General features: G+C 52.5%; 10 protein-coding genes. 6 read left to right on the top strand and 4 right to left on the bottom strand.

Features of this window, described 5'->3' with window-relative positions; translation table 11 throughout:
- Positions 1–67: 67 nt before the first annotated feature.
- The 3 genes from RDY34_RS03080 to RDY34_RS03070 all read left to right on the top strand — a co-directional run bounded on the left by RDY34_RS03080 (position 68) and on the right by RDY34_RS03070 (position 2499).
- Positions 68–682 (top strand): CadD family cadmium resistance transporter, encoded by a 615-nt coding sequence (locus tag RDY34_RS03080; protein ID WP_003703682.1) that lies wholly within the window; start codon positions 68–70, stop codon positions 680–682.
- 337 nt (positions 683–1019) lie between these two features.
- A complete protein-coding gene (locus tag RDY34_RS03075) occupies positions 1020–1307 on the top strand; it encodes a barstar family protein (protein WP_003712505.1) in 288 nt (95 codons plus the stop codon).
- Positions 1308–1401: 94 nt separating this feature from the next.
- A complete protein-coding gene (locus RDY34_RS03070) occupies positions 1402–2499 on the top strand; it encodes an NnrS family protein (RefSeq protein WP_308074379.1) in 1098 nt (365 codons plus the stop codon).
- 45 nt (positions 2500–2544) lie between these two features.
- Here RDY34_RS03070 and RDY34_RS03065 read toward each other — a convergent pair whose 3' ends face one another.
- Together RDY34_RS03065 and RDY34_RS03060 are read right to left on the bottom strand one after the other, a co-directional pair.
- Positions 2545–4734: a primosomal protein N' gene (locus tag RDY34_RS03065; protein WP_308074417.1), complete on the bottom strand. Its 2190-nt coding sequence runs from the start codon at positions 4732–4734 to the stop codon at positions 2545–2547.
- A gap of 41 nt (positions 4735–4775) precedes the next feature.
- Positions 4776–5441, bottom strand: coding sequence for a hypothetical protein (locus tag RDY34_RS03060; protein WP_308074380.1), 666 nt, complete (start codon positions 5439–5441; stop codon positions 4776–4778).
- Positions 5442–5696: 255 nt separating this feature from the next.
- Here RDY34_RS03060 and RDY34_RS03055 point away from each other — a divergent pair, with 255 nt between their 5' ends.
- Positions 5697–6479 carry a DsbC family protein gene (locus tag RDY34_RS03055; RefSeq protein WP_308073510.1) on the top strand — a complete coding sequence of 261 codons (783 nt, stop codon included), beginning with the start codon at positions 5697–5699 and terminating at the stop codon, positions 6477–6479.
- Positions 6480–6580: 101 nt separating this feature from the next.
- Here RDY34_RS03055 and RDY34_RS03050 read toward each other — a convergent pair whose 3' ends face one another.
- Together RDY34_RS03050 and RDY34_RS03045 are read right to left on the bottom strand one after the other, a co-directional pair.
- A complete protein-coding gene (locus tag RDY34_RS03050; RefSeq protein ID WP_308073511.1) occupies positions 6581–8515 on the bottom strand; it encodes a MacB family efflux pump subunit in 1935 nt (644 codons plus the stop codon).
- 70 nt (positions 8516–8585) lie between these two features.
- Positions 8586–9761: a MacA family efflux pump subunit gene (locus tag RDY34_RS03045; protein WP_308074418.1), complete on the bottom strand. Its 1176-nt coding sequence runs from the start codon at positions 9759–9761 to the stop codon at positions 8586–8588.
- 225 nt (positions 9762–9986) lie between these two features.
- Between RDY34_RS03045 and RDY34_RS03040 the strand changes: the two genes are divergently transcribed.
- Together RDY34_RS03040 and adhP are read left to right on the top strand one after the other, a co-directional pair.
- Positions 9987–10376: a type IV pilin protein gene (locus tag RDY34_RS03040; RefSeq protein ID WP_003753822.1), complete on the top strand. Its 390-nt coding sequence runs from the start codon at positions 9987–9989 to the stop codon at positions 10374–10376.
- Between the two features lie 281 nt (positions 10377–10657).
- Positions 10658–11704, top strand: a complete 1047-nt coding sequence (adhP, locus tag RDY34_RS03035) for an alcohol dehydrogenase AdhP (RefSeq protein ID WP_003753820.1) — start codon at positions 10658–10660, stop codon at positions 11702–11704.
- The last annotated feature ends 64 nt before the right edge of the window (positions 11705–11768 follow it).

Raw genomic sequence — 11768 nt, 5'->3', positions numbered from 1 at the left:
GAACGCGATTCGGCTTTTGAAGAAGGCGTGGTGCCAAGGGGGCAGGGGATTCATTATGAGGTGCTTTATGTTTTCGACTGTGATTACTGCTGCTGTTTTATATATTGCTACAGCAGTAGATTTGTTGGTAATACTATTAATATTTTTTGCTAGAGCAAATACTAGAAAAGAATATCGAGATATTTATATCGGACAATATTTAGGTTCTGTAATTTTAATATTAGTTAGTTTATTTCTAGCTTTTGTTTTAAATTATGTTCCGGAAAAATGGGTGTTGGGTTTATTAGGTTTAATACCGATTTACTTAGGTATTAAAGTTGCTATTTACGACGATTGTGAGGGCGAAAAAAGAGCTAAAAAAGAATTGGATGAAAAAGGGTTGTCAAAATTAGTCGGTATTGTTGCTTTGGTTACAGTTGCTAGTTGTGGTGCAGATAATATTGGACTTTTTGTTCCTTACTTTGTGACTTTAGATCTTGTCGACTTATTAGTTACTCTTCTTGTATTTTTAATATTGATTTTTGTTTTAGTATATACAGCACAAAGATTGGCTAATATTTCAGGTGTTGGTGAAATCGTAGAGAAGTTTAGTCGTTGGATAATGGCTGTTATTTATATTGGTTTAGGGTTATTTATTATTATTGAAAATAATACAATTCGAACAATAATATCAATAATATGAATGATACGGGCATTGAGTATCTGACGAACCTTGCGGTTCGTTGCCCTCTCCCTAACCCTCTCCCACAGGGAGAGGGGAGCAGGTTGCTGAAAATCAGAGGGCGCGTAGGATTGGGAATTAGATGGCAGGTAAACCTGAGAATGCTCGGACTCGACAGCCCGATTCCCTCTCCCTGTGGGAGAGGGTTAGGGAGAGGGCAAGCAAACCGCAGGCTTGCCTCTTCGGTAAAAGGTACGAATCTGTCCGCCCAATAAATCCATAATGGATTGCTATATATAACAACTGATTATTATATCTCTGCAATACAAATTGGAACTTGGAAATATGAGTATAACTTATGCAATTAGAGATTATCGGTAGTAAAATTTATACGGAACAAGATTTTCATAATCAAATTTCAAAAATATTTTCTATACAAGATTATTATGGGAACAATCTTGATGCTCTGTGGGATTTATTAAGCACAAATGTAGAACGACCGATTACTTTGGTATGGAAAGATGCTATGTTCTCAAAAAATCAATTAGAAAATATATTTATTGAAATAGTAAAGGTTCTAGAAAGAGTTAAGAAACAAGATGAGGATTATGGATTCGAAGAAAAATTTAATTATATTTTAGAGTAAGTAAACCCTAATTACATTACGTACACAGGCTTAAAACTCCCCAAAGCCAATTAAGCAATCCGAAAGCATCTTCAATGCAGAATCAAGCCAAGCGATGAATAAATTTTTTACCCACCCCATGCGGCCGTTTTTCGTCGGTGCGGCGGTGCTTGCCATACTCGGCGCGTCGGTGTTTTTCATCAGCCCCGGCGCCATCGTCCTGCACCGCCAAATTTTCTTGGAACTTATGCTGCCGGCGGCATACGGCGGTTTTTTGACTGCGGCTTTGTTGGATTGGACGGGTTTTTCGGGCAACCTGAAACCTGCCGCTACTTTGATGGCGGTGTTGTTGCTTGTTGCGGCTGTTTTATTGCCGTTTTTACCGCAACTTGCCGCATTTTTCGTTGCCGCCTATTGGCTGGTATTGCTGCTGTTCTGTGCTTGGCTGATTTGGCTGGCCCGCAACACCGACAACTTCGCCCTCTTGATGCTGCTTGCCGCGTTCACAGTTTTTCAGACGGCCTATGCCGTCAGCGGCGATTTGAACCTGTTGCGTGCGCAAGTGCATCTGAATATGGCGGCGGTGATGTTTGTTTCCATACGCGTGAGTGTTTTGCTGGGTGCGGAAGCGTTGAAAGAATGCCGTCTGAAAGACCCCGTATTCATCCCCAACGCCGTCTATAAAAACATCGCCATCACCTTCCTGCTGCTGCACGCCGCCGCCGAACTTTGGCTGCCTGCGCAAACCGCCGGTTTTACCGCGCTCGCCGTCGGCTTCATCCTGCTTGCCAAGCTGCGTGAGCTTCACCATCACGAACTCCTGCGCAAACACTACGTCCGCACTTATTACCTGCTCCAGCTCTTTGCCGCCGCAGGCTATTTGTGGACAGGCGCGGCGAAACTGCAAAACCTGCCCGCCTCCGCCCCATTGCATCTGATTACCCTCGGCGGTATGACGGGCGGCGTGATGATGGTGTGGCTGACTGCCGGACTGTGGCACAGCGGCTTTACCAAGCTCGACTACCCGAAACTCTGCCGCATCGCCGTCCCCATCCTCTTCGCCGCCGCCGTTTCGCGCGCTGTTTTAATGAACGTAAACCCGATATTCTTCATCACCGTCCCCGCGATTCTGACCGCCGCCGTGTTCGTGCTTTACCTGCTGACATTCGTACCGATCTTTCGGGCGAACGCGTTTACAGACGATCCGGAATAAAAATGCCGTCTGAAACGGTTTCAGACGGCATCGTATTGCCGATAATCAAGCCTCCTGCGGATCGACATCCACCGACCATCTGATTTTGCCGTCGCGGTTTTGCTGCAACACCTGCGCCCACAAACTCACGGCACGGTGCAAATCCTGTCGGGACGGAGATTCGAGGAAGATTTGCGCGCGTTCGCGTTCGGCAAGGCGCACCATCAGCATGGGGGCGGCGCCGAACTGTGAGACGCTTTCGGGCAACAGCGGGGCAAGGGTTTCTTTGGCGGCGTTGAGAAATTCCATCGCATCGGCAACACGCGGCGCATCGGCGCGGACGGCGGTCTGGAAACCGAAGGGCGGCATCGCGAACATTTGCCGCTCGTTCAATTCGTTTTCGGCGAACACGGCGTAATTTTGCGCTTTGACGGCAGCAAAAACGGGATGTTCGGGCAGCTGGGTCTGTATCAGCACCTTGCCGGGTTTGTCGGCGCGCCCCGCCCTGCCAGACACTTGCATCAGCTCGGCAAACAGCCTTTCCGGCGCGCGAAAATCCGCGCTGTACAGGCTGCCGTCGGCGTTCAATACGATAACAAGGTTGAGCCGCGCGAAATCATGGCCTTTGGCGAGCATCTGCGTGCCGACCAGAATGTCGATTTCATTATCGGCGATGCGGCGGTACAAATCCGCCCAGTCGTTTTTGTGCGCGGTGCTGTCCCTGTCAACACGGACGACGGCGGCCTTGGGCAGGAAGGCGCGCAAGGTTTCTTCAACGCGCTGCGTGCCGTGTCCGACGGCGGTCAGGTCTTGGTTGCCGCAGTCGGGGCATTTGAACGGGATGGGTTCGCGGTGGTCGCAGTGGTGGCAGCGCAGTTGGCGGGCGCGTTGGTGCAGCACCATTTTGGCGGAGCAGTTCGGGCAGCCAAAGGTATGGCCGCAGTCGCCGCAAAACAGCGCGGGCGCGAAACCGCGACGGTTGAGGTATACCAGCGACATGCCGCCTGCTTCAAAGTTCTGTTTCAAAAGCTGCAAGGCTTGCGGCGAGAAGCCGTTGTCTAGTTTCAGACGGCCTACGTTGAGGATGTCCACTTGCGGCAGTTGCGCGGAAGCATGGGCGCGCTCGGTCAGTTGCAGCAGGCGGTACGCGCCGCTTTGCGCCTTGTGCCAGCTTTCCAAACTGGGCGTAGCACTGCCCAACACGACGGGGCAGCCGCCCTGCTTCGCCCGCCACACCGCCAAATCGCGGGCGTGGTAACGCAATTCGTTGTCTTGTTTGAACGAGCTATCGTGTTCCTCATCGACCACAATCAGCCCGACATCATCCATCGGCGTGAACACCGCCAGCCGCGTGCCGATGACCAGCTTCGCCTGTCCCAACATGGCGCGAAGATAATCCTGCGTGCGCCTGCCTGCCGCCATCTGGCTGTGCAACACGGCGGTCGGCACGTCGGCAAAACGGTTTTCCACCCGCTTTAAAAGCTGCGGCGTGAGGTTGATTTCGGGCAACAGAAACAACACCTGCCGCCCCTGAGCCAACACTTTCGCCATCGCATCGAAATACACCTCGGTCTTGCCGCTGCCGGTGATGCCGTACAGCAGAAACGGCTGGAAGCGTCCCAATGCCGTCTGAATGGCATCGGAAGCCTGCCGTTGGTCGGCATTCAACACAAATTCAGAGTGCGAAGCCTGCCCATTACACGACCTTAAAACGGGTTTCGCCGCTTCCGTCGTTTCAATCCAGCCTTGTTCAGCCCAATCCTCAATCAATTTCGCCGCCTGCGCGTTTACCTGCTTCAACGCCGCCATCGTCATTCCGCCCGACAGCAGCGCGTCCCACAGAGCCGCTTTTTTGTTGAACCGTGCCGGCGGCGGCGTTTGCGCCCTGCCCGCTTCGTTCAACGCATAAAACAACGGCGGCTGCGGCATTTCCACCGCGCGCGTTTCCTTCAAACCTTGCGGCAATGCGGCAAACACCGCCTGCCCCGTCGGATAGTGGTAATAACGCGACGTAAATGCCAACAAATCACGCCAGCTTTGAGGCAACGGCGGCTCGTCTAAAAAGGCCGTCTGAACACTCAAAATCCGCGCCGTATCCATATCGGGCGCAATATCCGTTTCCCACACCATCCCGACAACGGTTTTGTTGCGGAAAGGCACAAGCACCCGCGCGCCCTGCGGCAGCGGCTCGGAATGGGAATAAGTCAAAAGGCCGTCTGAAAGCGGCACGTTTACGGCGATGCGGTGGTAGATCATGGTGTGTAAAAAATGTTTGAGGCCGTCTGAAAAAACGGAAGCTATTTGCACAAATACAAACAGTCTTTACCTAAAGTAAAGCCGTAACCCTGTTTCCACAAATCGAAATAAGGGCGGAGAAAATCGCTGTCAGGCTTGTTGCGGTAAAGCGGATATTGCAGATAGGCGGACAGGTAATAATCGCAATTTATAGAATAATAGGCTTCGTCCAACACTTGTTCGGGGCTGTTGTCATCTGTATTGCCCATCTGCCATTCGCTGAATGCCTCTCCCAACAAGTCCCGAGTATCGTCAAACTCTTCCGCAGGCTCACCCAAACGTATCTGTTTAATCGCTGCCAAGGCTGCAATCAGCTCTTCATCTTCAACAAAGCGGGCAAATTCGCGCAGACCTTCCAGCAAACGCTCGCCCGTCTGTCTCACTTCTGCCTCATCTTGCACAGGCGGGCAGAAATAGCCGGGAATATAGCCGCCGTCGAGGATTTCTTGATTGTGTTCGGCAGTGTTTTGATACACAGGCATAATGCGCGCCAACAATTCCTGTCCCTTTTCCAAAGGTTCAAACACCGCAGCCACGCCCTCTCCGTCGGGCATAAACCCCTGAAACAAACCGTAGAAATAATCTTCCCAGCCATTATATTTCTCTGCTGCCCGTGGCTCTTCGCCCAGCAGCTTAAACAGATATTCAGCGTATTCTTGTTGGTTCATTTTTTCTCTCAAAGTGTCAATAAAATCTTTCAGTTGCCAGCAGCAAATCTTTCAGACGGCCTCAAACCGCACTAAAGTCCGCTCAGCCATCTGTTTACGGCGATGCGGTGGTAAATCATACAAACAAGCAAATCATTTTTTGCGTATTTTAACAGCCGGAAGCTATTTTCAGACGATAAATTGAGCCTCGGCGCAATGCAGGCGCAACAGAGGTTTGATACAATGCCGCTTTTCCAACACGCGCAGTCATCTTATATGAAAACCAAGTTAATCAAAATCTTAACCCCCTTTACCGTCCTCCCGCTGCTGGCTTGCGGGCAAACGCCCGTTTCCAATGCCAACGCCGAACCCGCCGTCAAAGCCGAGTCCGCCGGCAAATCCGTTGCCGCCTCTTTGAAAGCGCGTTTGGAAAAAATCTATTCCGCCCAAGATTTGAAAGTGTTGAGCGTCAGCGAAACACCGGTCAAAGGCATTTACGAAGTCGTCGTCAGCGGCAGGCAGATTATCTACACCGATGCAAACGCCGATTATCTATTTTCCGGCGAACTTATTGACATCAACAACCGGAAAAACCTCACCGAACAGCGTATGGCAGATTTGAACAAAATCGACTTCGCCTCCCTGCCTTTGGACAAAGCCATCAAAGAAGTGCGCGGCAACGGCAAACTGAAAGTCGCCGTCTTCTCCGATCCAGACTGCCCGTTCTGCAAACGTCTGGAACACGAATTCGAAAAAATGACCGACATCACGATTTACAACTTCATGATGCCGATTGCCAGCCTCCACCCGGATGCGGAACGCAAAGCGCAAATCCTTTGGTGCCAACCCGACCCTGTCAAAGCATGGACAAACTGGATGCGTAAGGGTCAGTTCCCGAGCGGTAACGGCGACTGTGAAAATCCAGTTGCAGAAACTACTTCCTTGGGCGAACAGTTCGGCTTCAACGGCACGCCGACCCTCGTCTTCCCCAACGGGCGCACCCAAAGCGGCTACAGCCCCATGCCCCAGCTGGAGGAAATCATCCGCAAAAACCAATAATCCATCCGCAAAACAAAAGGCTTGGAACCGTGTTCCAAGCCTTTTTCAAATGCCGTCTGAAGCCTGTCGCGGCAGCTTCAGACGGCATCTTTGTGCCAACCTCAATCCTGCGCCAATGCGTCTATCGGATTGAGTTTGGCTGCCTTATTGGCGGGCATAAAGCCGAACGCGATGCCGATTCCGGTCGAACAGGCGACCGCCCCGATAACGGATGCCGCCGAAATGTCCATCGGGAAATCGGTTACAAAATGATTGAACACGAGGCTGACGGCGGCGGACAAACCTACGCCGACCAAGCCTCCGATGATGCAGATTAACACCGCCTCAATCAAAAACTGCTGCAAAATATTGCCGCGCCGCGCGCCGATTGCCATCCGTATGCCGATTTCTTTGGTGCGCTCGGTAACGGACACCAGCATAATGTTCATCACGCCGATGCCACCGACTACCAACGAAATCAATGCGATGGAGGAAATCAGCAGCTTCATCGTACCGGTGGTGCTTTCGACCATCTGCCTGATGCTGTCGCTGTTGTTCATAAAGAAGTCTTCCGTGCCGTGCCGTGCTTTGAGCAGATCGGCCAGCCCTTTTTCGGCAACCTGGGTATTGGCATTGTCTTTGATTTTGACGGTGATGGAGTTGGTGTGGCTCTCGCCTGTGATTTGGTGCATCACCGTCGTATAAGGCGACCACAGCATCAATACGTCGGAATTGCCGAAAGCGTTTTCGTCTTTTTTCATCACACCGATGACGGTCAAGGGGCGTTTCCTGAACAAAATGGTTTTACCCAACGGATCCGAGTCCGCAAAGAGTTTGTCTTTGACATTTTGGTCGATGACGACGACTTGCGCGTCTTCTTTCACATCGTTCTCATCAAACAGCCGCCCCGTTTCCAGCTTCAGCCCGCGCACGTCGAAATATTGTTCGCCCACGCCGTACAAAGAAGCGGTCAGGTCGGTGTTGCGGTAGGTCAGCGTGCCGCCGCTCGAAGTCATGGGCGTGGCGGAAGCAACATAGCTTTGTTTGGCGATGACTTTCGCGTCGTCTATGGTCAGGGTCCTGATTTTGCCGCTGCGCCTGTCGCCGAAGCCGCGCCCGGGGAAGATGCTGATGGTGTTCGTCCCCATCGAGCTGATGTCTTCGAGGATTTTTTTCTGCGAACCGTTGCCCAGCGCGACGACGGAGACAACTGAAGCGATGCCGATGATGATGCCGAGCATGGTCAGCAGCGAACGCATTTTGTGCGCCATAATCGCCTGAACGGACATTCTGAGGGCTTCGACAAACTGGTCGTAATAAAACGACCACGAGGCTTTTTCCCGAATCCTCCCGACATTACTTGCGGGGATTTCGGGATTTTTCGAGGTGTCGGAAATGATTTCGCCGTCCCGGATTTCGATGACGCGGTTGGCGTTGGCGGCGATGCCGGGGTCGTGCGTGACCATAATGACGGTATGCCCAGCTTCGTGCAGCCTGCGGATGATTTCCATCACGTTTTTGCCGCTGGCGGTATCGAGTGCGCCGGTCGGCTCGTCGGCGAAGATGATTTCTCCGCCGTTCATCAGGGCGCGGGCGATGGAGACACGCTGCTGCTGTCCGCCCGAGAGTTCGCCGGGCTTGTTGCCCTCTTTGCTTGCCAAACCCAAATCCTGCAAGAGTTTGTCCGCCCGCGCCAAACGCTCTTTGCCGCCCATACCCATATACACGGCTGGCAGCGCGACGTTGTCCCTTGCGGTCAGCGAGCTTAAGAGGTTGTAGCGTTGGAAGATGAAACCGAAGCGTTCGCGGCGCAATGCCGCCAGTTCGTCAGGCTGCATTTTGGCAGTTTCGATGCCGTCGATTCGGTACGAACCGGAACCGGCGGTATCCAAACAGCCGAGTATGTTCATCAGCGTGGACTTGCCCGAACCGGACTGCCCGATGATGGCGACAAAATCGCCCTTCTCTATCGACAGGCTGATGTCTTTCAAAATATGGACGCGGTTCTCGCCGCTGCCGAAATAGCGGTTGATGTTTTTACATTCGATCAAGCTCATAATGTTCCGTCAATCAGTATGATAAATGCCGTCTGGAACCGTTTCCGTGTTCAGACGGCATATTCGTTTATCAGCGCGGCGGGCCGCCCATAGCGCGTTCGCTGCTTTCCTGTTGCTCGGCGGCGGTCATTTCGGAGATGACCACTTTGTCCCCCTCTTTCAAACCGCTTTTCACTTCGGTATTCATACTGTCTTTCATACCGGTTCGGATTTCGCGCTCCACTGCTTTGCCGTCTGCACCCAACACGCGTACGAACGCCTTGCCGCCGCGATTTTTCACGGTCAGCGACGGAATAATCAGCACATTCTTCACACCGTCGATTTCAACCGTATTCTGCGTCGTCATACCCGTGGCGAGTTTGCCGTCCGGATTGGGCACAAACGAACGGGCATAATAGTAGACCGCATTGGAAGCCGTATCCGTACTGCTGTTGTAGCCGCCCGACGACATCGTGGTCAGCCCGGGGTCGACGCTGTCGAGCTTCGCCTTAATCGGCGTATCCGGTTCGGACAAAATCGTAAACGAAATATCCTGCCCCGCCTTTACCTTGGTAATATCGCCCTCGGCAATCTGCATTTTGTTCAACATCATATCCAAATTGGCAAGCTGGATAATCGTCGGTGCGGACTGCGCCGCGTTCACAGTCTGCCCCTCTTCCACGAGAATCGCCACCACCGTACCGTCCATCGTCGCGGTAATGCGCGTGTAGCCCAATTCCGACTCGGCGGTATTGATGGAAATTTTGCTCTGTCTGATTAGAGCCTTCAGCTCGGCAACATTGGCTTTGGCGGCGGCAAGCGCATCCTGCGCGCTTTCCAAATCTTCTTTAGAGGTCGCATCATCCTTCCACAACGCCGCCTGACGCTTATATTTCTTCTCCGCGCTGCCCAATGCAATCTGTGCCGACACCAGCTTCGCCTGATACGTTTCCAATTTGGATTTTTCCATATTGAGCGTGTTGGTCTGCGTGGTCGAATTGATTTCCGCAATCAAATCGCCCTTTTTGACCTGTTGTCCGAGTTTGACATAAAGTTTCTTAATCTGCCCCGATGCCTGCGCGCCGACCGATACCAGGTTGGACGGCGAAATCTCCCCTGTCGCAGAAACCGTCCGGCTGATGTCGCCGCGCCTGACCGTTTCCGTAATATAAGAAGCCTGCGGTTCGGGCTTCAGATAAGACCATCCGCCCCAAACCGCTGCCGCCGCGACCGCCGCAACAGCCGCCCATTTCATCATTTTTGCCATATTTTCAATTCTCTGTATGCGCCAATCCCATAAATCGGAAGCGGATTCTACCGCAAGTCCCTGCCCCATCCAAGGCGGCAAACTGCCGACAATAAAAATAACCATTTGTTTTAAATGACTTATACAATCTGCTTTCCCGAAAATTTCAATCCGTTTACATATTCCGCCATTTCCGATACGGCGTTATAATGCCGCCGACCGATAAACAAATGGAAACACATTGCTATGAAAAACGTTCAAAAAGGCTTTACGCTGCTCGAGCTGCTGATTGCCGTCGCCATCCTCAGCATCCTGACGCTCATCGCCTACCCTTCTTATAAAGCCTACACCCGGCGCATCCGCCTGTCGGAAGTCAAATCCACCCTGCTGATGAACGCGCAAAACTTGGAGCGTTACTACCGCCAAAAAGGGACGTTTGACAACTACGACCCAAAAAAACTGAAACAAAACAAATATTTCAACATTACCTTAAGCAAAGTCACCCCCGACCACTTCACCCTTCAGGCCGTCCCCAATCCGACGACCAACGAAGGCGAAACCTGCATCGTCACGCTCAACGACGGCGGCACGCTTTCCGCCGCCGGCAACGGACAATCCTGCCCGGACTTCGACTGATCCTCCGCCGAACCCGCAAACCCGTAAAAATGCCGTCTGAAGCTGTGTTCAGACGGCATTTTTGCGGGTTTCCCGTCCGGTTTTTTCAAACTTGAAACCTGCCGCCCCTTATCCGGCAACCGTCCGGATGCCGCGCCTTTCCAAGTTGTTATAGTATAACATATAACCCATATTTTTCAACAACATACCATTTGACCCGCAAGATGCGGAAGCGTATGCTTACCCTTATATCGGACAACATTCCGTTTACAGGTTTTTTACCGTAACTAAGGAGCGCAATCATGAAAATGCAGGCAGTTGTTGTGAATAAAAATGTAGCGGGCGATGTGGAAGTAGTCGAACGCGAGGTTCGCCCGTTGGAATACGGCGAGGCATTGGTCGAAGTCGAATATTGCGGCGTGTGCCACACCGACCTGCACGTTGCGGCAGGCGACTACGGCGACAAACCGGGCCGCGTATTGGGACACGAAGGCATCGGTTTGGTTAAAGAAGTTGCCGACGGTGTGAAAAATCTGAAAGTCGGCGACCGCGTCAGCATCGCCTGGCTGTTCCAAAGCTGCGGCTCGTGCGAATACTGCAACACCGGCCGCGAAACCCTGTGCCGTTCCGTATTGAACGCGGGCTACACCGCCGACGGCGGTATGGCGACCCACTGCATCGTCAATGCGGATTATGCGGTCAAAGTCCCCGACGGTCTCGACCCCGCCCAAGCGTCCAGCATCACTTGTGCCGGCGTTACCTGCTACAAAGCCGTGAAAGTTTCCGGCGTGCGTCCGGGCCAATGGATTGCGATTTACGGCGCGGGCGGTTTGGGCAACCTGGGTGTCCAATACGCGAAAAAAGTATTCGGCGCGCACGTTGTCGCCATCGACATCAACGATGAAAAACTGGCGTTTGCCAAAGAAACCGGCGCGGATTTGGTTGTCAACGCCGCCAAAGAAGACGCTGCCAAAGTGATTCAGGAAAAAACCGGCGGCGCACACGCTGCGGTCGTAACCGCCGTATCTGCCGCCGCATTCAACTCTGCCGTGGATTGCGTCCGTGCTGGCGGACGTGTGGTTGCCGTCGGACTGCCGCCGGAATCGATGGATTTGTCCATCCCACGTTTGGTTTTGGACGGCATCGAAGTGGTCGGCTCTTTGGTCGGCACGCGCAAAGATTTGGAAGAAGCCTTCCAATTCGGCGCGGAAGGTTTGGTTGTGCCGAAAGTCCAACTGCGTGCTTTGGATGAAGCACCCGCCATTTTCCAAGAAATGCGCGAAGGCAAAATCACCGGCCGTATGGTGATCGATATGAAAAAAGAATGCGGCTGCGGCCATCACCACTGATTTGACGTGGCGGTACACATCGAAATGCCGTCTGAACGCTGTTCAGACGGCATTTTTGACATCC

Source organism: Neisseria polysaccharea (assembly GCF_963392925.1).
In the GTDB taxonomy this organism is placed as follows: domain Bacteria; phylum Pseudomonadota; class Gammaproteobacteria; order Burkholderiales; family Neisseriaceae; genus Neisseria; species Neisseria polysaccharea.
This window is presented reverse-complemented; position numbering and strand designations above follow the sequence as displayed.

What these genes read in the sequence shown, in the direction of transcription:
- RDY34_RS03060 (WP_308074380.1), bottom strand. Translation starts at nt 5,441, where the DNA reads ATGAACCAACAAGAATACGCTGAATATCTGTTTAAGCTGCTGGGCGAA.
- RDY34_RS03070 (WP_308074379.1), top strand. Translation starts at nt 1,402, where the DNA reads ATGAATAAATTTTTTACCCACCCCATGCGGCCGTTTTTCGTCGGTGCG.
- RDY34_RS03045 (WP_308074418.1), bottom strand. Translation starts at nt 9,761, where the DNA reads ATGGCAAAAATGATGAAATGGGCGGCTGTTGCGGCGGTCGCGGCGGCA.
- RDY34_RS03055 (WP_308073510.1), top strand. Translation starts at nt 5,697, where the DNA reads ATGAAAACCAAGTTAATCAAAATCTTAACCCCCTTTACCGTCCTCCCG.
- RDY34_RS03080 (WP_003703682.1), top strand. Translation starts at nt 68, where the DNA reads ATGTTTTCGACTGTGATTACTGCTGCTGTTTTATATATTGCTACAGCA.
- RDY34_RS03050 (WP_308073511.1), bottom strand. Translation starts at nt 8,515, where the DNA reads ATGAGCTTGATCGAATGTAAAAACATCAACCGCTATTTCGGCAGCGGC.
- adhP (WP_003753820.1), top strand. Translation starts at nt 10,658, where the DNA reads ATGAAAATGCAGGCAGTTGTTGTGAATAAAAATGTAGCGGGCGATGTG.
- RDY34_RS03040 (WP_003753822.1), top strand. Translation starts at nt 9,987, where the DNA reads ATGAAAAACGTTCAAAAAGGCTTTACGCTGCTCGAGCTGCTGATTGCC.
- RDY34_RS03075 (WP_003712505.1), top strand. Translation starts at nt 1,020, where the DNA reads ATGCAATTAGAGATTATCGGTAGTAAAATTTATACGGAACAAGATTTT.
- RDY34_RS03065 (WP_308074417.1), bottom strand. Translation starts at nt 4,734, where the DNA reads ATGATCTACCACCGCATCGCCGTAAACGTGCCGCTTTCAGACGGCCTT.